The following is a 25,990-nucleotide window of genomic DNA, read 5'->3' on the forward strand; positions in this document are numbered from 1 at the left end:
TCAGAAATACCCCTCGCGCTTCTTCTTTTCCATCGAGCCGGCTTCATCGCGGTCGATGAGGCGGCCCTGGCGCTCGGAGGTGCGCGCCGTCAGCATCTCGCCGACGATGGCTTCGAGCGTGTCGGCGTCGGATTCGATGGCGCCGGTCAGCGGATAACAGCCAAGCGTGCGGAAACGCACCATGCGGCTCTCCACCGTCTCACCGGGGCGCAATTGCATGCGATCGTCATCCTTCATGATCAGCATGCCGTCGCGTTCGACCACCGGCCGCTCCTTGGCGAAATAGAGCGGCACGATCGGGATGTTTTCCTGCAGAATGTACTGCCAGATATCGAGCTCGGTCCAATTCGACAGCGGAAACACGCGGATCGATTCGCCCGGCGCGATGCGGGTGTTGAAGATCTTCCACATCTCCGGCCGCTGGTTCTTCGGGTCCCAGACATGCTGGGCGTTGCGGAAGGAAAAGATGCGCTCCTTGGCGCGCGACTTCTCCTCGTCGCGCCGCGCCCCGCCGAAGGCAGCGTCAAAGCCGTATTTGTCGAGCGCCTGGCGCAACGCCACCGTCTTCATCACATGGGTGTGGGTGTTCGAGCCATGGTCAAAGGGGTTGATACCGTCGCGCACGCCGTCTTCATTGACGTGGACCAGCAGGTCGAAGCCGAGCTTCTGCGCCATCTGGTCGCGAAAGGCGATCATCTCGCGGAACTTCCAGGTGGTGTCGACATGCAGGAAGGGGAAAGGCGGCTTGGCCGGATAGAAGGCCTTCATCGCCAGATGCATCAGCACGGAGGAATCCTTGCCGACGGAATAGAGCATCACCGGCTTGGAGAAGGAGGCCGCAACCTCACGGAAGATGTGGATGGACTCGGCCTCGAGCCGCTGCAGATGCGTAAGCGCGATGTTCATGGACTGTGAGCGTTCTCTCGTGCAATCCAGACCTTGCATCAGATGGATCGGGCGTCCTTTTCAGCCGCCCGGTTCAAGCTTCACTGCTGGACACTATCGGTTCGTGCCGGCGTTCTAGCAGATCGCCACCTGATATAACAACGCTGGAAAGGGCGGCGGCCACACCGATCGGCAACGAATTTTCCATGAAAAGCCCAGAATCCGGAAATTCCTGCCCGACGGAGCGATAGCCTTCAAAGGCCGGGAAAAATCTTGCCTGGACCGAAAGAAACGCCGGCCCGACCTCGTCGCACTTTCGAAAACCGCACCCAGCCGCTATACCGGCTCCTGAACCTGCGCCGGGCGGCATGCCGCAAATGCCGCGCCAAACATTGTCCGTCGCCACGCGACCCAGCGCATTGTGAACCAGAGCATTGACCCCGATCTCCGCCATCAAGCAGCACGTTTCGCCGTCACGGATCAACATCACCTTCTCCATTCTGTGCTTCTTTTTCCCGCCGGTGCTGGGATCGGCGGTCAGCTTTTTATTCAATGGCGGCGGCCTGTGGTCGGTGCTTCTGCTTGCGTTGAAAAGACGGCGTTTCAACATTGACCGGCCGATGACCGCGATGACGGTGGCCATCTATGCCTATTGCGCAGCAAGCGTGCTCGCCTCCATCGTCAACAATTCGATCGCCAGGGATGCGCCGCATCTGGCAGGGCTGATCACCTTCCTGTTTTTCCCTGTCTCATACGCGACCTGGAGCATTACCGAGAAAACCACGCTGACGCGCATCGTCGTGCTGGCGAGCGCCGCCGCCTGTTTTGGCGCCGTGCTGCTGGCGGTCGTGCAATATTACTGGCTGGGCATACGGGCCGAAGGCGGCGCCGGCAATCCGATCGTGTTCGCGACCGTCGCCTGCCTCAGCATGATGATGTGCCTGACAGGCGCCTTATCGGGTGTCGAAAAGAACAGGGCTTTGCTGGCCTGCGCGACACTGGCCGGCGCGGTCGCCATTGTCTATTCGGGATCGCGGATCATCTGGCTGGCGATGCTGGTGGCCGGCATCGCGGTCCTGCTGATCAACCGTCGCAAGCTCAACAACAGAAACGCCATTCGGCTTTTGCTGATCGCGGGCGCGATCGGCATCGTCATCGCTGTCATCGGTCTCCCCATCATTTCCGAGCGCGCGGCCTTCCTGTTCAGCGATTGGGATGGGCTCGCCACGAAGGGCGACCACACGACCGCGCTCGGCTTGCGCGCAGCACTTTGGCAGATTGGGCTGAGCGCCTTCCACGACATGCCGATTTTCGGTCACGGCATTGGTGCAAGCCGCGAGCTGATAAAGGATGGATTCCACAATCAGTTCCACATGCCGTCGACGGGATTCAGCCATTTTCACAACGGCTTCCTGACCGCATTGGTGGAGGCCGGCCTGCTTGGAGCCGTAACGCTCGCGGCTGTGTTCGTCGTTGCCGCGAGAAACGCGGCCATCGTGCTGCGCACCAGCACGGACGCGATCGAGCGGTTCGGCGCCACGATGATTGTCGTCACCGTGATCACCTATCTCATCAGCGGCCTGACCGGCATCCTGGTCGGCCACGACATCCTCGATGCCACACTGATGGTGTTTCTGGTGTCCGGGACATATCTTGCATCGGGCCGGCAACAAATGCTGCCGGAACAACCGGCCCCGGCGCCCCAGGCAAGCCGGCCGTGAAAGTGCTGGTCACAGGCGCGACGGGTTTCATCGGCAGGCAGGTGGTCAATCAGCTTCGCGAAGCCGGGTTCGAGGTGCGCATGGCATCGCGCCATCCGGAACGGCTCGATCCCGTGAGCGATGCGGTTTTGTTGCCGGACTTCGAGGCGCCGGCCCAGGCATTCCAGGCGCTGATGCGAGATGTCACCCATGTCGTCCACTGTGCGGCGCTCAACAATGACCGCAAGGCGAGCGAAGCCGACTTCATGGCCGTCAACGCGACACTGACCGCACAGCTGGCGCGCGCGGCCGCCTCGCGGACAAGCGGGCGCTTCATCTATCTGTCGTCGATCCGGGCAGTAGCCGGTCCCGGTTTCAGCGGAACGATCAGCGAGGCGACGCTCCCTGCCCCACAATGCGCCTACGGGCGCTCGAAACGCGAAGGCGAGATCAAGACACTGGAAGCCTATGCGTCCAGGCCCTCCGATGCCACGGCGCTGCGCCTGCCGCCGGTCTATGGCGAAGGCATGAAGGGAAACCTGCGTGAAATGATGCGGGCTGCCGCCATTGCCTTACCATTGCCCTTAGGCGCTTTCACCGCAGTTCGTTCGCTGATATCGCGCGACGCGGTGGCTGGCGCCGTGGCGCATCTTTTGACTCGTCCCACGCCACCGCGCCCGACCTATGTCCTGGGCGATGCTTCCCCCGTTGCGATGTTCGAAATCTTGACTGCATTCAGGCACGGATACGACGTTCCGACCCGGCTCGTTCCTGTGCCGGCCTGGCCATTCAGGATGTTCGCCACACTGCTTGGCAGAAAAGCAGCGTACGACGCTTCCATGGCGACACAGATTTGCGACCCGTCACTGCTGATCTCGGAAGGCTGGATGCCGGAAACCGACACGCTCGGCCGGATTGAGGAACTTGCACGACAGGCCCGTCAGGTCCGGTAGATTGTGCCAAGCAGGATTTTGACGTCGAGTCCGATCGAGGCTCCCCTGAGATATTCGGCATCCGTTTCGGCGCAGAGTTTCGGATCCGACATGTCGATGCCTTTCATCTGTGCCAGCCCGGTAATGCCCGGAAGTGCGGCAAGCACACCCAATTGCCTGCGGCGTTCGATCAATTCGGTTTGCGTGGGCAGGCATGGACGCGGCCCGACCAGGCTCATCTCGCCCTTGAGCACGTTCCAGAGCTGCGGCAGCTCGTCGATCTTGAATTTCCGCAGCACCTTGCCGACGGCAGTGACGGAAATTGCCGGCGCCTGATGCGAGGGCAGAGACGGCGTTCCCACAACCATCGTGCGCAGCTTGTGGCAGGCAAACGGCACCCCGTGCTGGCCGACACGGGTTTGAGAGAAGAGTGCCGGTCCAGGCGACGTCGTCCTGATTGCCAGCATGGCAAGCAGGACGAAAGGCGAGGCCAGTGGCAGCAGCAGCGCCGCCACCGCCAGGTCGAAAGCTCGCTTGGGTCCCTTCATGGCCGTGTCTGCATGCTCTAGATCCGCCGCCAGATGAACGCCAGATAGAGCCCAAGCGTCCCAGCCAGCGTCTGCCGGTAGACGCCGCTTTTCCTGAGAAGGTGCAGGCGTCGCAGGATACCGCCCTTTCGTGCCCTGATGAACAGGCCGAGACAGGCGGCGGCATCCCTCGAGAGGATGTCGCGATTGACCGCCAGGCCGCTCAGATTGTGATCGGTCCAGACGGCGAACTCGCCCCTGAACAGGCGCCCCAGCCGCGACAGCCTCGCCTTCCACGACACGTTGGCGCCGACCAAGTTTGCCTCATGCTGGCGGTAGCGCACCAGCGGTCGCGGGTCATAGCGGACAATGCCGCCGGCAGCCGTGACGATCAGATAGGTCCACCAGTCATGGCTGACGAACTCGGTCCTTGCCGATGCCTTTGCCAGCAACTTTCGCGCGGCGCGGTTGATCATCATCGTGTTGCCGCCGGCAATGCTTTGCACAAGCGCATTGCGAAATGCGGGTGGATGCTGGAACAGCGGCGAATACCCTTGCGCTGCTCCGGTTTCGGACATGGTTGCGGTTCTGGAGCAAAACAGCAGCGGCGTTCCGGCGTCGTGCCCTTGCATCCAGGCAATGGCGCTCTCCAGCCTGTCCGGCTCCCAGATGTCGTCCTGGTCGCAGAAGGCGTAGTAGTCGGCCTCGATGCGCGGATCGATGATCATCGCGCGGAAATTGGCGGCAAAGCCTTGGCGAGGACCATTCGACAGGGTCAACCGGCCCTTGGACCAGCGGCTCTGCCAGGCGCCGATAATGGCCGAAGTGCCGTCTGTCGAACCGTCGTCGGAAACCCAGAGGTCGACAACAGGATGCGATTGCGCAGCCAGCGACGCGAGCTGCTCGTCAAGGAAAGCCGCGCCATCTTTGGTGCCCAGCAGCACGGCCACGCGCTGATCTTGTCTGCTCACTGGTTCAAAATCATCTGCAAACGCCTGGGAACGGCCATCGGATCGGTTTCAATAGCCAATCCCGGTCGATCAGGACAGGCTCTTTGTTTTGACGCAATCCCGGACTGAAAACCGCTCCACACTTTTCCTGGAATTGCTCTAACCAGCTTGCCCGACTGTTTTCGCAACGGTTTCCCGGCGTGCGTCACTTGGAGGCTCTTCCGCCTGATAGAGGCCGGCCATGACGGCGAGCGCCGAGGCCTTGTCCTGATCGCGCATGGCCGCCTGCAGCAATGTCAGCGCCGCCTGGACCTTGGGCCATCCCACGACATCGGTCCTGAGGCCGAAGATCTTGGGGATATCCAGCGCGACGATCTCCTCATTGCCGCCATGCAGCACCTCGTGAAGCTTCTCGCCCGGCCTGATCCCGGTGAAACGGATCGGAATGTCGGTGTAGGGGCTTTTGCCGGCCATGCGGATCATGGTTTCAGCGACTTCGAGGATCGGCACCGGCTTGCCCATGTCGAGCATGTAGATGGCGTAGTCGTCCTTGCCCTGGCGCCGCTCGGCGTCGGCCGCCGACATGATGACGAGGTCGACGGCTTCGGCCACCGTCATGAAGTAGCGGGTCATGCGGCGATCGGTGATGGTGACCGGACCGCCGGCCTCGATCTGCGCCTGGAAGATGGTGGCGACCGAGCCATTGGAGCCGAAGACATTGCCGAACCGCACGGCGATGAACTTGGTGCCGGAGCGACGGCCGCTGGGCCCGGTGGCGTGCGTTTCGTGCAGCGAAGAGACGATCTGCTCGGCGGCGCGTTTCGTCATACCGAGCACCGAGGTCGGATCGACCGCCTTATCGCTGGAAATCAGCAGGAACTGCGGCACCCCGCATTTGGCGGCAACCTCGGCGCAGACGAGGGTGCCCAAAATGTTGGTCTGGATCGCCGATTCCCAATTTTCCTCGAGCAGCGGCACATGTTTGAGCGCGGCGGCATGGAAGATGATGTCGGGCTTGAAATCGCTGACGACGCGGGTGATCTGGCGCCGGTCTGTGACATCGACGATGCGGCTCTTGAGCCGGACATGGTCCTTTTCGTCAACCTGCTGGTCGAGCTGGAAAATACCGAACTCCGAGATATCGGCGACCAGAACCGCCTCGGCGCCAAGTTCCAGCGACCGCTTGACCAGGATGCGACCGATTGAGCCGGCGCCGCCGGTGACCAGGACGCGCTTGCCACCGATAAAGCCGCCGATCCGCTCCATATCGGAAGCAACTGTGGAGCGGCGCAGGATGGTTTCCATCTCGACAGCGTCGAGTACCAGCTTTCCGCCTTGGCCGAGCTCCGAAACGCCGGAGAATTGGACAACGGCGATACCGCTGTGACGGGCGACACGGACCAGTTCCGAATATTCCTCGATCTCGCGTTCGGTGCCATTGCCGAAAATCAGCATGTCGAGGCTTTTGGTGCCTCTTGCATATTCTTCGAGGACCTCGACCAGGCGGGGCCGCACGGCCACCACCGGAACGCCCTGTATCTGCGTGCCCAACGGCGCGCCGTTCTCGATGGCCATGATGCCGGCGATGGAATATTCGGCCGGCTCGGCCGTGCGTGTGAAGCGGATGATGACGTCTGCTTCGCCAAGCCTGCCGACGAACAGCGCTTGTTTGATCGCCGCATTGTTTGCGTTGCGGCTCAGGATTCGCCAGCTCGCCCCGTCGCGCAGGAAGCGGTAATAGAGCCGAGGCGCCGATATGATGGTGAAGGAGACGAGGAAAAAGACGATGAACTGGCGCTCGTTGAGGCCGGTCACCGGCTGAAACGATCGAACCGCCAGCGAGACGACATAGAGCGTGACGGTCAGGATGGCGCAGCTCTTCAGGATGTTGAAGAAGTCCGGCGTGGAGGCGAAACGCCACACGGTGTTGTAGAGGCCGCAATAGCGAAACAGCATATGGCTGAGAAAAACAATACTTGCCCAGCACGCCAGGCCGGCCGTGGAGAGCGCGTCGAATGAAAGTCTCGACTGAGAAAGCCCCAGACTCAGCGCCACCGCGACCAGGACCATGACCAGATCCTGGATCATTATAATGGCGCGCCGCATCTTCGGCCGAAGTCCGGACACGACCTCTACATAGGATGTCATTGGGTAGTACTGAACTCCAGGCGCAAGGACTTGGACACTAACGTAGTGCGAGGGCGAATATCATTCGTCACCGACCACCTGTTTAGAGTGCCAATCCCCATCCCCCGCTGCCCGTATCGCATAGCGCGGAGTCACGGTCATCGCCAGATATTTTTTTGGCGACGCGGCCGATTGGTGAATCGGGTGCTCAAAGAGGCACTCTTTTCGAGGGTGGTCCTGCCGAAGCGATGGGCGCTCCAGCCACATTACGGCGAGACGAAAAGGTTGGAAGAGGCCTGGGGTCAGATTCACTGGTTCGCTCACAGCCTCCTAGTGATTGTTTGCACTGGCCGGCTGACTGCGTGGTAGCAGCCACTGACAGAGGCCCGTTGCAAGATATTCGACGCAGTCTACATAGTAACAATCTCTGGTTGAGAGAAATTCGCACACCGTCACGGTGATAAATGCCATGATGCATTTTTCATTGAACAGAGGTTCATTGATCTGGTAATGGACGTAGCGACTCGTCGGTTTTTCTGATGCTACCCGCCTGGGTATTCGCATAGAAATAACGATATTTTTCGTTCTACCGTGATAATTTATATTGGTATGATGCTCTTGATGGGACAACTCTCTCGATCGACCGCGTTAGATGGCCTTCGAGGCTGGGCTGCCTGCGTTGTGATATTGCATCACACCATTGGATGGATGAATCCCAATCTACTTCGAGATGTGTATCCCGCCACTTTCTTCGAAGCCACCTCTGCCCGCTGGGTATATGCTAAAATTGTCATGACGCTCCTAAGCGGCGAGAGCGCCGTCATCCTCTTTTTCGTCTTGAGCGGGCTCGTCTTGGGAAGGTCGCTGGGAAGGTCATTTGCAAGTTCTCCGGCGTGGGAGACGGTAATTTCATTTCCGGTAAAAAGACTTCTGCGCATCTACCCGAGTAATATCTCGTGCCTGTGGTGGTCTGCCGGAATATTAATTGTTCTTTCCTCCGTGCGCCCTTCCTTGTTTGGCGTATTCGATCTGAATGACGTAATATCAAACTCATTGCTGACGAACACAAACCTGCAGGGCGCAATTTGGACATTGCAAGTTGAGATACTTGCCATAATCCCGCTTACGATATCAGCTTTTATATCTCATCTATACGGAACTAAGTGGGGTATAGTTTTCATTATTACGATTTCCATTGCAGCTCACTTTATTCCAACCTCGACGCATGGATTTATGACCCTATTCTCTTTAATATATATTGCTTTTGGCTACGCCGTAAATTCTAAGGTCGGTGAATTAACAGGTCGTATTTCAAATATATATTTAGCCATGATAGTATTTCTTTTCCTGCCTACGTTCCTTGCAGAACAATGGGTTGGTCGCTCTTTCGTCCAAGGGTTTTTGGGCTTCATCTTTGTTTCTGCCTTATATCATGGAGGTGCCAGCAGCTTGAAAAGCTTCCTATCCTCCCCCACATCCCAATTCTTTGGCCGGATAAGCTTCAGCTTATATTTATGGAACGTCATTATTCTTAGAATATCTATGGCTTTGTACTCATCTATTTACGCCGAACCAGGCATTCACATGCTATCAAAAGGCATCATATTTGGTTTAATAGTTATTTCAATCTCATTGCCGATTTCTGCATGCGCTGAGAAATACATCGAGCGACCATCAATCGCTTTAGGTACTCGGCTTTCTAGCTGGATTGTTGGCCTTCTCAGGCGGGCAGGCTACGTCAATCCCGTCCCCATCGTCGTCACAATAGACAACGCATTAGAAACTCACGGTGCAGTGACGTAAGGACGATGGATAAGCAGTGACCGAAAGGCTGGCCTTCTTCTCGATTTCCGATCCAAGCTATGTGGACATGACGTCCGTGCTCTTCTCGAGCGTTCGTCACCACTATCCGGAAGCCGACCTCTTTCTCTTCATGGTCGGAACGGGGGAGCCGCAAGAACTCGATAACGGCATTCAAGTTATCTATGTCGGAGACATCGTCGAGGCCGACGACCTGGAGCAAAGGTTGTGTTTCTATTTGAACGTTGAGTTGGCAACAAGCCTTCGCCCTCACTGCTTCCAGGCATTGTTCGATCGAGAGTACGGTCGCGTTATTTATGTTGACCCAGACCTCTATATTTTTCGGAGAATGACCGAGGTCGATGACCTCCTCTCCGGCGGCGCGAACGGCATCGTGACTCCCCACGCGTTACGCTCGATATCTCCTATGAACGCCGCTATTGCGGGCGGTGACAAGATCTTCCTGCAAGTAGGAATTTTCAATCTCGGCTTCCTCGCCCTGAACCACACGCCCGAGGCCATCCGTATGGTCGCTTGGTGGCGCGAGAAATTGAAATGGCAATGTGTTGCGGACCAGAAGAACGGACTTTTCGTTGACCAGCGATGGCTGGAATTCCTGCCGGTGTACTTCGAGGGCTTTCACATCCTTCGGCTCCCCACGTACAACCTTGCCCCATGGAACGCGGAGCATTACTCGGTGATTAAATATGGGGACGCATTCTACATAGATACCCTGGACCAACCGGTCGCTTTCATCCATTTCAGTGGCGTCAGGCGCTCTCGTGCACACTTCAAGGACATGATCAGCGCACATGAATTCTACATGTCCAAGCTGAAGGCGGCGGGGAACGTAGATCTTGCCTTCGAGCCGTATTCATTGCGGATCAAGAAGGGCGGCATAGTTTGGGATAAGATATTAACATTCCTCTACAAGGATTACATTTCTGCAAGCGACGACGTTTGGAACGGGCCACTATGCAACGATGCGTTCTATAACTATGCAACAGGAATGGATATCGAAATCAATCTACCAAGATACTTAGTTAAGGCCATTGAACTCTATCCCCGCTTTGCGGCTGCGGTTCTGTTTTCCGACGGCGAAATCACCTACGATAATCTCTTGAAGGAACTGGATAACGACAAGTCGCCTTACGCAGATTGTGCGTGTCACGAAACCGTGGCGTACCTTAAACAGATGTCCCAGCTCCCGACCTCGAATATGAGCCGGGCGACAGTATCGACCGGTGAGCACCTCCTTATCAACCCTGCCAAGGGGCCAGTCAGGAGACTTTTAAGAAAAAGCCGAGTCGCACTAAAAATGTACGCCAGAGCGAGGGTAGCTGCGATCAAATTCTTCAATATTCACGTCGAGGCCCAGCCGATAGATTCCGGGCGAAACCTGATCAACAGTGAACTCGTCAGCGCGCGCAAGGATGCGGTACTAGCCCGCATCCTGCTCCGCAAATCTCCCGACACCGAATATGTGAAGTAGGAGTGTCGGCTTTCGAATGTCTCGTTTGTTACTTCATATTGGTCACTACAAGACGGGCTCCAGCTATATCCAGTCGAGCCTCGCTTTAGGCGTGGCTGCCCTAGAAGCCTCGGGAATCACCTATCGACATCCGGATTTTTCAGGTCGGGCGTCGGAAGGAAAAATATCATCAGGAAATGGCATGCTGCTTCGGCAGCTCGTCTTGGACAACCGGCCGCCAACTGCGCCGGCGGACTTGTACAGCAGTGAGCTCCTGTTTACCGAACTGCTTGGACATGAGTTTCAGCGATACTTCGGAGGCTTTGCAAACTACTTTTGCCAGATCGAAGTGCTCCTATTCATACGAGATCCAGTGGATTACGCATGTTCGAAATATCAGCAGGCGGTCAAGCGAGACGGCTACACTGGCGACATCGCAATGTTCTTTGAACACGAGAGCATGCCTTCAGAAGTGAAACGAGTAATTGAGTTTCTTAATTCCATCCCGAAGGTCGTGCTCACTGTATTCAACTATTCCGCGTGCTCGGACGCAGTCCTCCAGAAGACTGAGCGTTGGTTAGGCATTGTCCCAGGCACTCTGCCGCTCCCTCCAGTATCAGTCATTAATCGATCAATGACGTTCCCCGAGCTAGAAGCCCAGCGGATGCTCAACGTTGAACTGGGTCCGTCAGGCCACCTTCTGTCTGACTTCCTTTGCAACGAATTGCCCCTGGTGAGGGCTGACGATCTGAGACCGTCCGTAGAACGCCAGTCAGAGCTTTGGGAAAGGCTCTCGCCCGCCATTTCTTGGGTCAACGATCACATCCCGGAAACAGAGCATTTTTCCCACCGGCGAGATGTGCGCGAGCCCACGCTGCGTTACGAAGGCACATTCACATTCTCCGAGGCGCAGTTTCGTTTGATCATGAGAGAATTCGGTCGCCCTCATGCGGACGCAAGAAGGATACTGGAGTCCTACGGTGATTCTTAAGCCGCGTTGATGGTGCGATTGCCGAGGGTACGGAGCCGGCAGTAGTGGTGACGCGCCAGTCGCCTCAGCCACGCAGCGCTGGATGCTGTTCGACCGGCGATCCAATAGCTACTGTAATCTTAGAGCTCCGTAAGGGGCACTTCAGCAACAGAGCCGTGGTCGAGTTTGAAAATCCTGTTGCAAAATCGTTTGATAAGCTCGGTGTTGTGAGAGGCAAATACCAAAACTTTTGCGGCATCAATCATAGTTTCTATACGTCGTTTTGCTTTCTCCTGGAACTCGGCATCTCCCGTTCCAAACACCTCATCGATCAGTAGGATCGACGGAGCATACATGGTCGAAACGGCAAACATCAAACGAGTCATCATCCCCGCCGAATAAGTCCGGACAGGCAAGTCAAGATAGTCGCCGAGTTCTGTAAATTGGGCGATCTCTTCATAGATTTCCCTTGCATCCCTCTTGGTTCGACCCAGCAACATCATGACTCTGGTGACGTTGTCGTATCCTGAAAGTTCAGGATCCATTCCGGCGCCAAGCTCGAATACCGTTCCGATCGATCCCTCCCGGACAATTTTGCCGTGGAGGGGGACATATATTCCCGCCATTGTTCTCAGTAGGGTGCTCTTGCCCGCGCCGTTGTGTCCAACAAGGCCAACGCAGTCACCATCGCTCAGGCTAAAAGATACGTCGTCTAGCGCGGTGACTGTTACAACATTCCCAGCTTCGGCACCTATGCGTCCACCGGTACCCAAGCGCACCAAATGATTACGCACTGACATCGAACGAGCATTGTAAATGGGATAGCGAACGGTTACGCGATCAAACTCTAACTTTGCCATTCTCAGAGCCAGAACGCCAGACGCCGTCCTCGGCCACTCAACAACGAAATGGCTACGATGCCACAAACGACCATGCTAACAAACGACACTCCATAGACCCAAAGGCATGGTATTTTTCCAAAGAAAGGTGCCCGGACAATTTCCATAAAATAAGTAAAAGGGTTCAACCAGATCACAAATTGGCTGATCCCCAAATTCTTTGGTTCGTAGATGACTGGTGTTACAAAGAAGAGAAGAGGCATAAGCGATTGAACCAGTGGATCCAAGTCCCGAAACCTTGTACCGGCAACGCCTATTATTATAACAATAAATAATAGGTTGGCAGTTACGATGATCAAACCCAAAATTCCAACCAACCCATAGAACGAAAACGCATGAGGAAAACATACAATCATGAGGAGCACAATTGCAATATTGTGGGCCAAAGTTATTAGCTGGCGCATCACAAGCTGGAGCGGATGCATTATAAGCGGCAAATTGTAATTTCTAATTATCTGCGCCTGTCTTATGAAAACACTCGAGGCCTCTACCAGGCTACCAGAAATGAATTGCCACAAAACGAGCCCGATAGCCAAGCGGGGCATCAGTTCGCTTGGCGCCTGGTTCAAAAGGGCGCTCCAAACGATCCCCAGACCTAGAACGCCTATTCCCGCACCGAGAGTCAACCACCATGGGCCTAGTACGCTTCGCCGATAGCGTGCTTTTGTCTCGCTCACTGCGAGACTGATCGCAAGGGGCAATCGTCGTCTGAGTGCGACAAGCTCAGCGGTTAAATTGCCAGTATTCATAAGCCACTCACCTGGCAACGGAATGCGCCGTTACGTACTCATAGATCTTGGTCATTTCGTCATCCCATGTGATGGGCTCCATCGTCTTAAGACCGCCATCGGCCAACTTCTGGCGAAGCTGTCGGCTATCATAAAGGGCGGCAAAAGCATCAAGTACCGCCTGTGGGGCAGGATCCACAAGGTAAGCATTCTTGCCATGCTCGCAGTGCCATTCAATGTGATTGCCGTTGTTCGAAATTACTGGAACGCCAGATTGCATGAGCTCAACTGGCAGATAGGACAGGTTGGTCGCAGAGAAGGCCATACCCAAATCACACGTTCGGTAAAGTTCCCCCGTCTTCGCAAGGGTCATATTGCCAAGTAGCGTAGCCTTGAAAGGCGGCTCCATCGCAAGATCTAAGCCGGCGATTACAATCTCGACATCGGGATAGTGATCTGCAATTTTTTTCAAGGCAACCATGCCAAGCTCGAAACAGCGCCTTTCTGTCGAGGGGCGCCCGTAGAAGAATAGGCGTTTGACCTTCGATCGGACTTTCCCACCGGGATCTGCAGGAAAAAAAATGGTCTTATCAGCTGCAAATCTATAGTTCTGCGCGGTTCCCTTCCCAGCATGGGCTTCGTAACGGCTTTTCAGCCAGCCGCCCCCCGTGATGCCTCTAAACCCGAAGGTATATGTGGCATTGGCCTGCATTGATGCCGTCCCATATGCATAGAATTGGCTTTCATAGTCCTGCATGAAGTAGAATTTGTTCAGAGCGAAAGGAAATGCCCGGACATGGTACGCCGATTGCCATGTCGTTGCTAATGCTACATAGGCCTTCGGCAAATTCTTCGGGTCTGTTATCACCTCCAACGTGCAATTTTCGAAGACTTCATTGAGTTCAGCCTGAAGGGCCTTTGGATTACTATGGCGCTCGTTGTTATAAATGTAGATGATGTTGTGGCACCCGAAACTCGAAAAATGATGCGCGAAGCGAAATAGCGTGAAATGGCCTCCGCCCCAAACGTTCGACCAATCGGGCACGAACCAGACAAACACCGGCTTGTCGCTTCTCGGCTTCGCAGCCTTCTCCGCGCCTCCAAACTTCGTCCAAGGAACGTAGTCATAAACCGAATCAAACGAGGCCCGATAATCCAAAGCAGCAACAAGGGGGGAAACGCTGCTGGATGCTCCGCCGAGCTTTCGGGAGAGCAGAACAAATTTCCTCGGAAATATCTTGAACAGTGAGAATATAATTGCATTACTCCAGCCATACTGGCGGGCGTAAGCAAGAAACAGGCGCAGTTTTAGAAGCATGATGTCTCGCATTAATCAAGGAAGGTGGCGACGTAGCTGGCCAAATCGTCGCGCCAATTGCCTGGCTGGGGTGCTGCCGTCAAGAGTGGCGTATATATCGAACTCATTCCTTCTGAAAATGGCCGGGGGGCCGAGAGAGGAAAATCCGAAGACTTCACAGATGTTATAACTACATCCTTACCGATGATTTCACCGATCATTTGAGCGATATTGAATCGAGTTACCGTACCCTTGCTTGTATAATGCAAAGTGCCGGTACAACGTGACTCCAGCGCCCAGACGATGAAATCACTAAGTAGGGACGCCCGGGTAATCGACCCAAATTTATCACCTACCGCCCGAAGCGAAACGGCTCCTTCCCTGATTTGCTGTATAAGCTTTCCGACAAATTTATGATCGCCGCTTGCGCCACCCCCGATCATCCAACCTGCGCGCACAATCAAGTGATTCAATGGGCAGTGTTGTCGGACCGCGTATTCGCCCATCAGCTTTGAACGACCATAGTAATTTACAGGCGACGGCAGATCCAATTCGTTGTGTTCGAAGCTGCCCCGCTCTCCAAACACGTTGGATGTTGAAACGTACAACATCCAGGCGCCGGATTTTTCCGCAGCCTTTGCAATGCTGGCGGTCGATAGGTGGTTTCGTATGCCGGCTTGTTGCGGATTTAATTCGCATAAATCCACATTTGTCTCGGCTGCCAAATGCAAAATCGCGGCCGGCTTTTCTGCCAGGACGTAGTCGTAAGCTGCATCGGGATCAGCTAGATCAAATTTTGCACGATCCGCCAAGACTACGACATGAGAAGCGTGCTCCAATGCCTTGGACACGTAACCACCGAGCATCCCGCTACCGCCAGTTACGAGCACCTTCGCCATACTTTTATATCCTTCTTAAGAGGGTACTAGTGCGAACCGATCAACAAAGTGATCGGCGTCCGGCCAATTTTCCCTTAGCGTCCGGTCGAAACAATTGGCGTCATGCCGACAGAATCGTTCCATAAAATGCATTGCCCAATGTTCAGCAGACTAGGTGCGTGGCCTTGTAGAGAAATTCTGCGCCTTACGAAAGGGTCATGAACCCATCCCGCAAACCAGATTGTATCCAAAGCTGTCAGCAGTTCATCAACCCAATTTTCCAAATGTGGGGGACGATCGACGCAGATCACTTGGCTCTCGTCGATCCAACAGTTCCCCTTTCCTGCCCAGCCGCTCGCCGCCATAGCGCTGCTCGCGGATCGGCCCCCACCACCATTTGTTGTCGAGGAACCAGTCGACCGTCCTTGCCAGGCCGCTGTCGAAACTCTCCGCCGGCGCCCAGCCGAGATCCCTGCTGATCTTGGAGGCATCGATGGCATAGCGGCGGTCGTGGCCAGGGCGATCGGTGACGAAGCTGATCAAATCGCGGTAGCTCCTGCCGCCGCCGCGCGGACGCCTGATGTCGAGCAGGTCGCAGATCGTCTCGACGACGCCAAGATTGGTGCGTTCGGAATTGCCGCCGACATTGTAGCTTTCGCCCGGCTGACCCTTGGTGGCGACCAGTTCCAGGGCGCGCGCATGATCCTCGACGAACAGCCAGTCGCGCACATTGGCGCCGGCGCCGTAGACCGGCAGCGATTTTTCTTCGAGCGCATTGAGAATGACCAGAGGGATCAGCTTTTCGGGAAAGTGATAGGGCCCGTAATTGTTCGAACAGTTGGAGAGCACGACCGGCAGGCCGTAGGTCTCGTGCCAGGCCCGCACCAGATGGTCGGACGCCGCCTTGGAGGCGGAATAGGGCGAGGACGGCGCGTAAGGCGTTTCCTCGACGAACATGCCGCCGTCGAGGGGCAGATCGCCGAACACCTCATCGGTCGAGACATGGTGGAAGCGGAAGCGGGCTTTCCTGTCCTCGCCAAGGCCGCGCCAATATTCGAGCGCAGAATTCAGCACCCGGTAGGTGCCGACGATGTTGGTCTCGATGAAGGCGTCGGGTCCGTCGATCGAGCGGTCGACATGGCTTTCGGCGGCGAGGTTCATGACGACGTCGATCTCGTCGCGGTGGAGGATGTCGAGAACCGCCCGCTCGTCACAGATGTCGGCCTGCGCAAATTTGTAGTTGCGCGCATTCTCGATCATGCGCAACGAGGCGAGATTGCCGGCATAGGTGAGCTTGTCGAGATTGGTCACATGGTAGGCCGGATTGGCGCACAAATGCCGGCACACCGCCGAGCCGATGAAGCCGGCACCGCCTGTCACCAGAAAATTCATGACGCTCTCCTCATATCGTCGCGCGTCATGCGAACACCTCGGCCGTGGCAAGCGTCGGCGCCTTGAGGTCCTTGGCCGAGAGCTCGAAGGCGCCGGCCGGCGACGGCCAATCGATGCCGATATCAGGATCGTCGAAACGGATCGATCGATCATGCGCCGGCGAATAGGTGTCGGTGACCTTATACAGAACCTCGGTGTCCGGCACGAGCGTGACGAAACCGTGCGCGAAACCCTTCGGCACCAGGATCTGGTTGCCTTTCTCGGCCGATATCTCGAGCGCGACCCATTTTCCGAAGGTTTTCGAGCTGCGGCGGATGTCGACCGCGACGTCGAGGATCTTGCCTCTGATCACACGCAGCAACTTGTCCTGCGCGCGTGGGGGCAGCTGATAGTGAAGCCCCCGCACGACACCTGCGGCAGCCGAATAGGAATGATTGTCCTGGACGAAACGCAGATCGATGCCGGCCTCGGCAAAGGCCTCGGCATTCCAGGTTTCGATGAAATAACCGCGCGCATCGCCGTGCCGCTTCGGGACGATCTCCAGTACGCCGTCCAAACCGAGCTGCCTGATTTCGAGCATTCTAGTTCTCCGTCAGTTCGATGACACGCCGGCGCAGGTAGGCGGCGTATTCGTTCTTGCCCAGGCGGGTCGCGCGTTCAAGCACCTTGTCGGCGGTCAGCCACCCCTGCTCGAAAGCGATTTCTTCAGGACAGGCAACCTTGATGCCCTGGCGGTGCTCGATGGTGCGCACGAAGGAAGAGGCTTCATGCAGGCTGTCATGCGTTCCGGTGTCGAGCCAGGCATAGCCGCGGCCGAGCTGATGCACATGCAGCTGCCCACGCTCGAGGTAGATGTTGTTGACCGCCGTGATCTCGAGTTCGCCACGCGCCGAGGGCTTGATCGTCGAAGCGATGTCGACGACCTCGTTATCGTAGAAATAGAGGCCGGTGACCGCCCAGTTGGACTTCGGCTCCCGCGGCTTCTCCTCGATCGTCAAAGCCGTGCCGCTGAGCTTGTCGAACGACACCACGCCGTAGCGCTGCGGGTCCTCGACATGGTAGGCGAACACCGACGCGCCGCTTTGGCGCTGCGCGGCAGCGCGGCAGAGCTGCGACAGGCCCTCGCCGAAATAGATGTTGTCGCCGAGGATCATCGACACATTATCCTTGCCGATGAAGTCGCGGCCGATGATGAAGGCCTCGGCAAGCCCGTTAGGCTGCGCCTGCTCGGCATAGGAGAATTCGACCCCGAATTCCGAACCGTCGCCCAGCAACTCCCGAAACACCGGCAAGTCGCGAGGTGTCGAAATGATCAAAATCTGGCGGATACCGGCGAGCATCAAGACGCTCAGCGGATAAAAAATCATCGGCTTGTCGTATATCGGCAGGACTTGCTTAGAGATCGCTAATGTTAGGGGATAAAGACGCGTCCCGCTGCCTCCCGCAAGGATTATTCCTTTCACAAGCTCTCCTTGAATTGCCGGCCCCCGCCCTGAAATCAAGTTGCTCGTGCTTAGGTTTCGCGCAATGGCTTGTCAATTCAATCTCGGCCGTGGATCGGCGCCAGAATTGCTCTGCATCTGCCGTCTCGCGGCAATTTGATCTACCAGCCACAAGCTGACGATGCAAATTGGCGTGGCGATTTGGCAACCGGCTTGCACCATCGGCTGGCGGACGCGTGACAACAAAAGCCGGCGGGCCTTGGACCCGCCGGCTCATTCATTTGTCCGGTTTCAGGGCTGCTTGGGCAGCAGCGACCATACCGCCGGCACCAGGCTGGCGGCGAGCGCAACCTTGATCAGGTCGCCGAGGACGAACGGCAAAACGCCGAACTGCCACGCCTTTTCCGCGCCGATGAGGGTGGCCAGCCAGGCAAAGCCCATGGCCATCATGACGACTTCGGCGACCAGCATGGCGTTGAACAACTTGATCGGGTGGCGGTCCCAGCCGCGGTCGGCGGCCCAGCCGACAATGGCTGCCATGACGATGAAGCCGGCGAGATAACCGCCGGTGCCGCCGATCATGTAGGCGATGCCGATGCCCTTTTCAGGCGTGCTCTGGAAGACCGGGAAGCCCATGGCGCCTTCGGCCATGTAGAGAAGCAGGGTAGCGACGCCAAGCCGCAGGCCAAATGCGGTGGCGATCAGCAGGACGGCCAGCGTCTGCATCGAGATGTCGACCGGCCCGAGCACGACTTTCGTCTTGGCCGACAGGGTCAAAAGCAGCGTTCCGGCGATCGCCAGCAAAAGCTGGGTTGCCAGGCGCTGCGCGCCCTCCTGGGGCAAAGCGAGAGAAACAAGCGGGCGCATCGTCGTTGCAAGTGCCATGGTCTTCCCCAATCCGGATTGCCGCAGATCGCGGCCTTGCGTTTTTCTATATTGGCTTCCGTGTTATGCGGCAATCAGTTTTGCCGTCTTCCTGAACAGAGATTCAACGACACCGCCATGGCGCTCAAATTCGACACCAGCTTCGATCCGGCCTATGGCGAGGGCGTCACCGTTGCGCCGGACGTCTTGCGCGTCACCGCCAAAAACCCCAGCCCGTTCACCTTTCACGGCACCAACAGCTACATCGTCGGGCGCGATACGCTGGCGGTGATCGATCCCGGCCCCGATGACGAGGCGCATTTCCAGACGCTGCTCAAGGTGATCGCAAACCGGCCGGTCAGCCATATCTTCGTCAGCCACACGCATCGCGACCATTCTCCGCTGGCAGCCCGGCTGAAAGCGCACACCGGCGCTATTGTACTGGCCGAAGGCCCGCACCGCCCGGCAAGGCCGCTGCGGATCGGCGAGATCAACCCGCTCGACGCCAGCGCCGACACGGTTTTCGTCCCGGAGATCGCGTTGCCCGACAATGCGCTGGTCGAGGGCGATGACTGGACGATCCGGACGGTGCTGACGCCGGGCCACACCGCCAATCACGCGGCATTTGCGCTCGAAGGCACCGGCATCCTGTTTTCAGCCGACCATGTGATGGCGTGGGCTACATCGATCGTGGCGCCGCCGGACGGAGCGATGGCCGACTACATGGCCTCGCTCGACAGGCTGATCGCGCGCGGCGATCGCCTGCTGCTGCCCGGCCATGGCGGCCCGGTGACCGCGCCGCGCAGCTTCATGCGCGGCCTCAAGACCCATCGCAAGATGCGCGAACGGGCGATCCTCGAGCGGATCCGCGACAGCGACCGGACGATCCCGGACATGGTCAAGGCTATCTACCGGGACACCGACCCGCGCCTGCATGGCGCCGCCGGCCTGTCGGTGCTTGCCCATCTCGAAGACCTGGTGGCGCGCGGCCTGGTTGCTACCCAGGGTGACCCGGCCATCGACGGCGTTTTTGTGCCGGTGGGGTAGAGAACTATTCAGCCGGCGCGGCACCCACCTGCCCTGCAACCTCCTGGTCGAGTTCGGCGAGGAACCCGACGATGCGCGCCGCATTGTCGCCGAGGTCGTAGCGGCCGTAGCGGGAGGCTGAGCGCATGTCGACCACGATCGTGTCGCCGTCATTGCTGACCCGGATGGCGACGTCGGCGGGCAGGCCGACCACGAAGCTCCGGGCAACGGCCGATATCGTCACCTCGTCCTGACCGTCCGTCACCGGATATGGCGCAGTAAGTTGCCAATCGCGGCGGTCGAGCACGGTTTCAACGGCGTCGACGACGGTTTCGAAAGGCAGATTGTAGCTATGCCCGGTGACCAGCGGATAGGCGTCGGCCTGCAGGCGCGCTTCGCCCGGCGTTGGCAGCGCGAGCACGTTCATGTCCTTGGTGCGGTCGCTAGTGTCGAGCACTGGCGGATTGTCGAGGTCCGTCGTGATGTCCCTCAGGGGCGGCGTGGTCGCCGCCAAATAGGTGGCAAAGCCGTAGGGCGTCAGCACCAGCAGCGCCAGCAGGGCGCCGACCGAGAGGTCGCGGCCGCCACGGTCACCGAAATGCCACAGCCGGGACAAAGCGAGGCCGGCAAACAGCAAAGCGAACGCGGCAAGCAAGGCGACGATCGCCAGCACCCACAGGAAGGCCGGCGTTTCGACCAGTTCGAAATGATGGCCGGCCAGCACGGTCAGCAGCAGGACCAGGGCAAAAGCGCCCGTGCGCCGCGACCAGCCGGCCGCCTTCGATGTCTGCCGCTCGTCAATTTCCATTGTCTTCAGCACCGCCCCAACCCGCACAGACGCTTAGAGCAAAGGATGCTCAAATTGAACATCCCCTGCCCTAACGTTTTTGCCGCCGGTAGCTTGAAGGTCAAGGAAACGCACGGTCCCGGTCAATCCGTCGGCAGGCGGTAGTCGCTGAACTGCTTGCGCAAGGTGATCTTCTGGATCTTGCCGGTGGCGGTGTGCGGGATTTCACTAATGAAAGCGACGTCGTCGGGCATCCACCATTTCGCCACCTTGCCGTCCATGAACGCCAGTATATCGGCCTTGCTCGGCTCCTTGCCGGGTTTGGCGACCACGACCAGCAACGGCCGCTCGCCCCATTTCGAATGATGGACGCCGATCGCCGCGGCCTCGGCGACATCGGGATGGCCGACGGCGAGGTTTTCCAGGTCGATGGTCGATATCCACTCGCCGCCCGACTTGATCACGTCCTTGGCGCGATCGGTGATCTGCATGTAGCCGCCGGAATCGATATGGGCGACATCGCCAGTGTCGAACCAGCCGTCCTTGTCGAACTGCTCGGCGCCGACGCCGCCATAATAGGCGCTGGCGACGGCTGGACCGCGCACCTTCAGCCGGCCGAAGGTCTTGCCGTCCCAGGGCAGTTCCTTGTCGTCATCGTCCGTCACCTTCATCTCGACGCCGAAGGGCGGGTAGCCCTGCTTGCCCTGGATATCGAGCCGGGCCTCGCCCTCGAGCGCTTGATATTGCGGCTTCATGGTGCACAGCGTGCCGAGCGGCGACATTTCGGTCATGCCCCAGGCATGGATGACTTCGACGCCGTAATTGTCCTGGAATTTCCTGGTGATGGCGCGCGGACAGGACGAGCCGCCGATGACGACTTTGCTGAGATGGGGAAGCTTCTTGCCGGTCTCTTCGAGATGCTGCAGCAGCATCATCCAGACGGTCGGCACGGCGGCGCTGAAGGTCACTTTCTCGGTGTCGAGCAGCTCGTAGATCGAGGCGCCGTCCATCTTGCAACCGGGCATGACCAGCTTGGCGCCGATCATCGGCGCGCTCTGGCCAAGGCCCCAGGCATTGGCATGAAACATTGGCACGACGGGGAGGATCGTGTCCCGCGCGGAGAGGCCCATGGCGTCGGGCATGGCGGCGATCATGGCATGCAGCACATTCGAGCGGTGGCTGTAGAGCACGCCTTTGGGATCGCCCGTCGTCCCGGAGGTGTAGCACATGCCGGCTGCGGTGTTTTCACCGAAAACCTTCCAGGCGAAGTCGCCATCGGCCTCGTTCAACCAGTCCTCATAGGCAACCACATTCGGCAGCGTCGTTTCAGGCAGATGCGCCTTGTCGGTCAGGACGATCACCTTTTTCAGCGATTTGACCGCGCCGGCGATCTTTTCCAGCAGCGGCATGAAGGTCAGGTCGACGAAGATCCCTTTATCCTGCGCATTGTTCATGATCCAGACGATCTGCTCGGGGAACAAACGCGGGTTAAGCGTATGGTAGATGGCGCCGATGCCCATGATGCCGTACCAGGCCTCTATGTGGCGCGCCGTGTTCCAGGCCAGGGTCGCGATGCGGTCGCCGAGCACAAAGCCATCGCGTTCGAGCCTTTGGGCGACCTTCAGCGCGCGCCGATGGATCTCGGCATAGGTCGTGCGCACCACCGGACCTTCGATCGAGCGAGAGACGATCTCGCGTGTCCCGTGCTGCCGCTCGGCATTGTCGATCAGCTTGTGGCAGAGCAGCGGCCATTCCTGCATCAGTCCGAGCATCTGGTTCCTCCCATTGCTTCCTCGTTTTTCCCGTCTTTTGTTCCATTGTGGGACGAACGGAAGGATTGTCCAGTCGTGACGTCTCCAACCGTTAACGGCTGAAGCAAGCAGTGATCGAAAGGCGGAGAAAACCGCCACAATCCGGCCATCGTCGACGTTAAAGTTCGTTAACGGGGTAGGGGTGCGGATTGGCGACTGAAAGAGGTTCGCATGGACACGCAGCTCGACGACAAGCAGATCGACGACAAGCAGATCGACGACAGGCAGATCGACGACAGGCAGATCGACGACAGGCAGCTGGATGACAGCGGGGCCCAAGACGTGCAGTTGGACGATATTCAACTCGACGACAAAGAGCTTGAAGACACGCTTGCCGCAAGTCTGGCCGATCTCGTGCCGGAGGCCAAAAAGGTCTCCGAAGACGAATTTGTCGAGGTGGTCGGCGGCGCCCTGGAAGCGGTCGGCGGCACGCTGCTGTTCAAAATGTGCGTCCAGAACGAAGGCGAAGGCCAGCATGTCGCCGCCGCATCGATCGGCGACGGCGGCAATCGCCAGTTCCTGCTGCTCACCTTGCCGACCGGCGGCGGCCCGCTGAAGGTCGAGACGACGTCAAGAAGCACCAACCCGGTAGCCGGTATTGCCGCGGCCTATGCCGGCCTCATGGACGTGTTCAAGACCGCAGCCTGAGCATTCCACGCGGGATCGTTTTTAGTGATCGGAAGGCCAGCTCTGGCCTACTGGCGAAGGCTTGCGCAACGAGTTCTCCAGACACATTTTAGGGACATGGGAAGCAACCCCGCACTCTCTCAATCGGACTGTGCTCCCAATCGAACAAGGAGAACCCCGCATGGACCAGATCGCCAACCCCGCGCCCCCGGCTTTCAGAGCAATCCCGGCAAGGTTATCACCGTCGAACCCTATCGCGGTACCGTGGTCGTGCGTGCCGGCGATACGGTGATCGCCTCATCGACGCGGGCGAAGCTTCTGTCCGAACCGCCCTACCCCCAGGCATTCTACATCCCCTTCGAAGACATCGACTTCACCCAGCTCGGCAAAACCACCCTGTCGACCCACTGCCCCTACAAGGGCGACGCCAGCTACTGGAGCGTGCTGCCGGCCGGTGAGACCGGCAAGGACGCGATGTGGGGCTATGAGCAGCCCTTCGACGAAATGGCTGAGATTCGCGACCAAGGCGCGTTTTATCCCAACAGGGTCACTATCGAAGCAGCACCGGCCTGAGCAAGCGACTCAAGCCGCCGTTGCTCGCTTCGTCATCCCAGGGTCTTCGCGATGGAGCTTCGCTCCTGTTTCATCCTGGGATGACGAAGTTTAGAGGCCTCGGCTAATCTCAAACGTCGGCGACGTCAGTCCAAAGGCGATGAAACTGCCTGCCGCCGCCTAAGCCTAATCAGTCGTCCCGTCGTTGCCGACACCGTCCGCGTCATCCAGCCGCACGAACGTCAGCCCCTTGGCCTTCAGCGCGAGCAGACCTTGCACGACGCCCTCACCGGCGGCGTGGGTCGGCTGGTTGATGTGGGCGATGATGACATCGCCATCCTTGGCGGCGGCGATGCGCCGGGCAGTTTCTTTTGCGCCGAGCAACGAGCCGCCATCGCCGTTGATCGAAAAGCCGGCGACCTTGAAGCCAAGCTTGCGGATCATGGCGATAGCCGACGGGCTGTATTCGGCGGTCGCGCCGCGAAACCATTTCGGCGCCGGCTCGCCGGTGCCAGCGAGAGCGGCAGCGCCCGATTCGACTTCGGCCCGCACCGCTTCCGGGCTGCCGGCGCTGCGGATGCCATAGATCTTGCGCGGCGTGTCGACGGCCGGGATGTGATGGCCGCCATGGTTTTCCAGTTCGAACAGGTCCGGATGCGCGCGCATGATCTCGACGACGGCGGCGTTGCGCTTCAGCCAGATGCCGGTGACGAAGATCGTCGCCGGAATCCGGTTCTCCACCAGCGCCGACAGGATCCTCGTATCGGTCTGGCCGCCACAGGCGTCGAGCGTAAGCGCGACGCGGCCGACATTGCCACTGCCACCATCCTCAGCCTTCAGATGCAGCGTCGGCTCGACAAGCGGCGCGGCCTGGGCCGACGACACGGCCAGGATAGATAGCGCCAAGGCGCAAAACAGCTTTTGCAAGGGATGCCTGTCTTGTCTGAGAATCGGCGCTGTCATAGCCGCATCGCAGGACCCGCAACAAGGCGGAAATCGGGATAGTGGCCGTGAGAAAGCTGATATCCCGACAATGTGACCGCCGCGCACCGTCAGACGGCGTGTTCCAGTTCCACATGCGTGCGTGACAGGACTTCGCGCACGGCCGCGACGACCAGTTCGACCTCGAGGCGCCAGACACAGCAGGCCTTGCTGGGATCGAGCGGATTGCACAGGCTGCCTGCCACGCAATTGCACGGCATGGATGGCTGCAAGGCGAGGCTGGGCACGCCGACCGGTCCCCAGACGGCCGGGCTGGTCAGGCCGAAAAGGCCGACAACCGGCGTTCCGGCCGCTGCCGCCATGTGCATGGGGCCGCTCTCATTGCCGACAAACAGCCGCGCCTGCTGCAACACCGCCAGCAGCGTTTCCAGCGACAGCGCGCCGACGAGGTTGACGATCGACGCGGCACTGGCGAGGATCTGCTCGGCCGGCTTGCGCTCGTCAGGGCCGCCGACGAGTACGAAATCCAGTCCGGTTTCGCGCGAAATCGTGTCGATCACGGCGGCAAAGCGTTCATGCTGCCAGCGCCGGCCGTGAAAACTTGCGCCGGCATGCACCGCGACAAAGCCATTTGGCCGCAGATGGTGTTTGTCCAACAATGCCTGGGCCCTCGCCGTCTCCATCGGCAATGGCCGAATCGACGGCACCCGCACGCGCAGGCCGACGCCGAGCGGCTCGAGCGGCGAAAGGTAGCGGTAGAGATAGTGACGTTCGCCAAAACCGAATGGCTCGGCAAAGACATTGGCGGGCTGGCGCTCATGCCAGCGCAGCGGCCTTTCCGGAGGATTGTAGCCGATGCGGGTGCTGGCGTTGAGGAACCTGACGATGAGCCGCGATGTCTTTGAATCGGTCAGGTCGATGGTCAGGTCGAAACGGAATTGGCGCAGCTGGCTGATCATCGAATAGAGTTCGCGTCCACGCTCCAGCGGGGTGCCGCGCATGGCGGCGCGGCGGAAGGTCACGACTTCCGAGGCGATGCCGTGGGCGGTCACAAAACTGGCCAGGCGCGCCTCGCAGAGAAAGACGATCCTGACACCGGGATATTCGAGCTGCAGGTTCTTGGCGAGCGTGGAGGACAGAACAACATCGCCGATGAACTTGGTCTGGATAATCAGGATCGAGCGGAAGGGTCTGGGCGAAATCTGTAACATCTTTTTCTCGGCACCGGGCGGGTTGGGGGGCCGTGAAATTGGGCGGAAACGATGTCGGGATTGCGTGTTGAGCCGCGCACATCAGCGTGAATTTGCTTACAAAATCGTAAGCTTAGCGCCAAACGGCCACCCAGGGGTGGCCGTTTCATCGATACCGAAAGGACTATGTCGA

At 58.4% G+C, this 25,990-nt stretch carries 24 protein-coding genes and 1 pseudogene; 8 read left to right on the forward strand and 17 right to left on the reverse strand.

From position 1 onward, the window contains the following. Complete coding sequence (gene cysD, locus NKI96_RS05530) at positions 1-906, reverse strand: sulfate adenylyltransferase subunit CysD (protein ID WP_023692754.1); 906 nt, start codon at positions 904-906, stop codon at positions 1-3. 73 nt (positions 907-979) lie between these two features. Continuing rightward, entirely contained in the window at positions 980-1,528 is a 549-nt protein-coding gene (locus NKI96_RS05535) for a hypothetical protein (RefSeq protein ID WP_245260541.1), read from the reverse strand. Between NKI96_RS05535 and NKI96_RS05540 the strand changes: the two genes are divergently transcribed. Both NKI96_RS05540 and NKI96_RS05545 read left to right on the forward strand, forming a co-directional pair. After that, complete coding sequence (locus NKI96_RS05540; RefSeq protein ID WP_245260540.1) at positions 1,506-2,606, forward strand: O-antigen ligase family protein; 1,101 nt, start codon at positions 1,506-1,508, stop codon at positions 2,604-2,606. The two genes, NKI96_RS05535 and NKI96_RS05540, sit on opposite strands and share 23 nt — an antisense overlap. Beyond that, positions 2,603-3,538 carry an NAD-dependent epimerase/dehydratase family protein gene (locus NKI96_RS05545; protein WP_023692751.1) on the forward strand — a complete coding sequence of 312 codons (936 nt, stop codon included), beginning with the start codon at positions 2,603-2,605 and terminating at the stop codon, positions 3,536-3,538. The genes NKI96_RS05540 and NKI96_RS05545 overlap by 4 nt, the downstream gene beginning before the upstream one ends. Here NKI96_RS05545 and NKI96_RS05550 read toward each other — a convergent pair. The 3 genes from NKI96_RS05550 to NKI96_RS05560 form a co-directional block, all read right to left on the reverse strand. After that, on the reverse strand, positions 3,526-4,065 hold the full coding sequence (locus NKI96_RS05550; protein ID WP_023692750.1) for a sugar transferase: 540 nt from the start codon (positions 4,063-4,065) through the stop codon (positions 3,526-3,528). The genes NKI96_RS05545 and NKI96_RS05550 overlap by 13 nt on opposite strands. Positions 4,066-4,082: 17 nt before the next feature. Next, a complete protein-coding gene (locus NKI96_RS05555; RefSeq protein ID WP_023692749.1) occupies positions 4,083-5,015 on the reverse strand; it encodes a glycosyltransferase family 2 protein in 933 nt (310 codons plus the stop codon). Positions 5,016-5,153: 138 nt separating this feature from the next. Next, a complete protein-coding gene (locus NKI96_RS05560; protein WP_031197947.1) occupies positions 5,154-7,142 on the reverse strand; it encodes a nucleoside-diphosphate sugar epimerase/dehydratase in 1,989 nt (662 codons plus the stop codon). A 600-nt stretch (positions 7,143-7,742) separates the two neighbouring features. On the opposite strand from NKI96_RS05560, the gene NKI96_RS05565 reads away from it, so the two are divergent. From NKI96_RS05565 to NKI96_RS05575, 3 genes are read left to right on the forward strand one after another with little or no spacing between them, the layout of a single operon-like run. Then, positions 7,743-8,924 (forward strand): acyltransferase family protein, encoded by a 1,182-nt coding sequence (locus NKI96_RS05565; RefSeq protein ID WP_352803243.1) that lies wholly within the window; start codon positions 7,743-7,745, stop codon positions 8,922-8,924. Positions 8,925-8,940: 16 nt separating this feature from the next. Beyond that, positions 8,941-10,413, forward strand: coding sequence for a hypothetical protein (locus NKI96_RS05570; RefSeq protein ID WP_023692745.1), 1,473 nt, complete (start codon positions 8,941-8,943; stop codon positions 10,411-10,413). Positions 10,414-10,429: 16 nt separating this feature from the next. Then, positions 10,430-11,383, forward strand: a complete 954-nt coding sequence (locus NKI96_RS05575; protein WP_155921553.1) for a hypothetical protein — start codon at positions 10,430-10,432, stop codon at positions 11,381-11,383. A 119-nt stretch (positions 11,384-11,502) separates the two neighbouring features. On the opposite strand, the gene NKI96_RS05580 is transcribed toward NKI96_RS05575, so the two are convergent. The 8 genes from NKI96_RS05580 to NKI96_RS05615 all read right to left on the reverse strand — a co-directional run bounded on the left by NKI96_RS05580 (position 11,503) and on the right by NKI96_RS05615 (position 18,883). Further along, positions 11,503-12,222 carry an ABC transporter ATP-binding protein gene (locus NKI96_RS05580; protein WP_023692743.1) on the reverse strand — a complete coding sequence of 240 codons (720 nt, stop codon included), beginning with the start codon at positions 12,220-12,222 and terminating at the stop codon, positions 11,503-11,505. A gap of 2 nt (positions 12,223-12,224) precedes the next feature. Then, complete coding sequence (locus tag NKI96_RS05585; protein ID WP_081725575.1) at positions 12,225-13,010, reverse strand: ABC transporter permease; 786 nt, start codon at positions 13,008-13,010, stop codon at positions 12,225-12,227. A 7-nt stretch (positions 13,011-13,017) separates the two neighbouring features. Beyond that, positions 13,018-14,307 (reverse strand): rhamnosyltransferase WsaF family glycosyltransferase, encoded by a 1,290-nt coding sequence (locus tag NKI96_RS05590; protein WP_023808025.1) that lies wholly within the window; start codon positions 14,305-14,307, stop codon positions 13,018-13,020. Between the two features lie 11 nt (positions 14,308-14,318). Beyond that, complete coding sequence (locus tag NKI96_RS05595; protein ID WP_023692740.1) at positions 14,319-15,185, reverse strand: SDR family oxidoreductase; 867 nt, start codon at positions 15,183-15,185, stop codon at positions 14,319-14,321. A 246-nt stretch (positions 15,186-15,431) separates the two neighbouring features. Beyond that, entirely contained in the window at positions 15,432-16,556 is a 1,125-nt protein-coding gene (gene rfbB / locus NKI96_RS05600) for a dTDP-glucose 4,6-dehydratase (protein WP_023692739.1), read from the reverse strand. Positions 16,557-16,581: 25 nt separating this feature from the next. After that, positions 16,582-17,136, reverse strand: coding sequence for a dTDP-4-dehydrorhamnose 3,5-epimerase (gene rfbC, locus NKI96_RS05605; protein WP_023692738.1), 555 nt, complete (start codon positions 17,134-17,136; stop codon positions 16,582-16,584). Position 17,137: 1 nt separating this feature from the next. Further along, a complete protein-coding gene (gene rfbA, locus NKI96_RS05610) occupies positions 17,138-18,019 on the reverse strand; it encodes a glucose-1-phosphate thymidylyltransferase RfbA (protein WP_023692737.1) in 882 nt (293 codons plus the stop codon). Positions 18,020-18,289: 270 nt separating this feature from the next. Beyond that, a complete protein-coding gene (locus NKI96_RS05615) occupies positions 18,290-18,883 on the reverse strand; it encodes a biotin transporter BioY (RefSeq protein ID WP_023692736.1) in 594 nt (197 codons plus the stop codon). A 117-nt stretch (positions 18,884-19,000) separates the two neighbouring features. Between NKI96_RS05615 and NKI96_RS05620 the strand changes: the two genes are divergently transcribed. Next, positions 19,001-19,909 carry an MBL fold metallo-hydrolase gene (locus NKI96_RS05620; RefSeq protein ID WP_023692735.1) on the forward strand — a complete coding sequence of 303 codons (909 nt, stop codon included), beginning with the start codon at positions 19,001-19,003 and terminating at the stop codon, positions 19,907-19,909. A gap of 4 nt (positions 19,910-19,913) precedes the next feature. Here NKI96_RS05620 and NKI96_RS05625 read toward each other — a convergent pair whose 3' ends face one another. Further along, on the reverse strand, positions 19,914-20,696 hold the full coding sequence (locus NKI96_RS05625) for a DUF1499 domain-containing protein (RefSeq protein ID WP_023684603.1): 783 nt from the start codon (positions 20,694-20,696) through the stop codon (positions 19,914-19,916). Positions 20,697-20,818: 122 nt separating this feature from the next. Further along, complete coding sequence (locus tag NKI96_RS05630; RefSeq protein WP_023692734.1) at positions 20,819-22,447, reverse strand: fatty-acid--CoA ligase; 1,629 nt, start codon at positions 22,445-22,447, stop codon at positions 20,819-20,821. Positions 22,448-22,774: 327 nt separating this feature from the next. On the opposite strand from NKI96_RS05630, the gene NKI96_RS05635 reads away from it, so the two are divergent. Both NKI96_RS05635 and NKI96_RS05640 read left to right on the forward strand, forming a co-directional pair. After that, positions 22,775-23,134: a hypothetical protein gene (locus NKI96_RS05635; protein WP_023670697.1), complete on the forward strand. Its 360-nt coding sequence runs from the start codon at positions 22,775-22,777 to the stop codon at positions 23,132-23,134. Between the two features lie 160 nt (positions 23,135-23,294). Next, positions 23,295-23,686 (forward strand): annotated as a pseudogene (locus tag NKI96_RS05640) (DUF427 domain-containing protein). 165 nt (positions 23,687-23,851) lie between these two features. Here the strand turns inward: NKI96_RS05640 and NKI96_RS05645 are convergent. Next, a complete protein-coding gene (locus tag NKI96_RS05645; protein ID WP_050587064.1) occupies positions 23,852-24,628 on the reverse strand; it encodes a polysaccharide deacetylase family protein in 777 nt (258 codons plus the stop codon). 89 nt (positions 24,629-24,717) lie between these two features. Next, positions 24,718-25,818 carry a glycosyltransferase family 9 protein gene (locus NKI96_RS05650; RefSeq protein ID WP_023692732.1) on the reverse strand — a complete coding sequence of 367 codons (1,101 nt, stop codon included), beginning with the start codon at positions 25,816-25,818 and terminating at the stop codon, positions 24,718-24,720. Positions 25,819-25,990: the final 172 nt, after the last annotated feature.

It is taken from the genome of Mesorhizobium sp. M0292 (assembly GCF_040321695.1).
Lineage (GTDB): Bacteria > Pseudomonadota > Alphaproteobacteria > Rhizobiales > Rhizobiaceae > Mesorhizobium.

Coding starts and splice junctions, on each gene's coding strand:
- NKI96_RS05615 (WP_023692736.1), bottom strand. CDS start 18,883: ATGGCACTTGCAACGACGATGCGCCCGCTTGTTTCTCTCGCTTTGCCC.
- rfbB (WP_023692739.1), bottom strand. CDS start 16,556: ATGAATTTTCTGGTGACAGGCGGTGCCGGCTTCATCGGCTCGGCGGTG.
- NKI96_RS05645 (WP_050587064.1), bottom strand. CDS start 24,628: ATGACAGCGCCGATTCTCAGACAAGACAGGCATCCCTTGCAAAAGCTG.
- NKI96_RS05590 (WP_023808025.1), bottom strand. CDS start 14,307: ATGCTTCTAAAACTGCGCCTGTTTCTTGCTTACGCCCGCCAGTATGGC.
- NKI96_RS05650 (WP_023692732.1), bottom strand. CDS start 25,818: ATGTTACAGATTTCGCCCAGACCCTTCCGCTCGATCCTGATTATCCAG.
- NKI96_RS05595 (WP_023692740.1), bottom strand. CDS start 15,185: ATGGCGAAGGTGCTCGTAACTGGCGGTAGCGGGATGCTCGGTGGTTAC.
- NKI96_RS05575 (WP_155921553.1), top strand. CDS start 10,430: ATGTCTCGTTTGTTACTTCATATTGGTCACTACAAGACGGGCTCCAGC.
- NKI96_RS05565 (WP_352803243.1), top strand. CDS start 7,743: ATGGGACAACTCTCTCGATCGACCGCGTTAGATGGCCTTCGAGGCTGG.
- NKI96_RS05585 (WP_081725575.1), bottom strand. CDS start 13,010: ATGAATACTGGCAATTTAACCGCTGAGCTTGTCGCACTCAGACGACGA.
- NKI96_RS05560 (WP_031197947.1), bottom strand. CDS start 7,142: ATGACATCCTATGTAGAGGTCGTGTCCGGACTTCGGCCGAAGATGCGG.
- NKI96_RS05580 (WP_023692743.1), bottom strand. CDS start 12,222: ATGGCAAAGTTAGAGTTTGATCGCGTAACCGTTCGCTATCCCATTTAC.
- NKI96_RS05540 (WP_245260540.1), top strand. CDS start 1,506: ATGACCGCGATGACGGTGGCCATCTATGCCTATTGCGCAGCAAGCGTG.
- NKI96_RS05535 (WP_245260541.1), bottom strand. CDS start 1,528: ATGGCCACCGTCATCGCGGTCATCGGCCGGTCAATGTTGAAACGCCGT.
- rfbC (WP_023692738.1), bottom strand. CDS start 17,136: ATGCTCGAAATCAGGCAGCTCGGTTTGGACGGCGTACTGGAGATCGTC.
- NKI96_RS05620 (WP_023692735.1), top strand. CDS start 19,001: ATGGCGCTCAAATTCGACACCAGCTTCGATCCGGCCTATGGCGAGGGC.
- NKI96_RS05630 (WP_023692734.1), bottom strand. CDS start 22,447: ATGCTCGGACTGATGCAGGAATGGCCGCTGCTCTGCCACAAGCTGATC.
- NKI96_RS05625 (WP_023684603.1), bottom strand. CDS start 20,696: ATGGAAATTGACGAGCGGCAGACATCGAAGGCGGCCGGCTGGTCGCGG.
- cysD (WP_023692754.1), bottom strand. CDS start 906: ATGAACATCGCGCTTACGCATCTGCAGCGGCTCGAGGCCGAGTCCATC.
- NKI96_RS05550 (WP_023692750.1), bottom strand. CDS start 4,065: ATGAAGGGACCCAAGCGAGCTTTCGACCTGGCGGTGGCGGCGCTGCTG.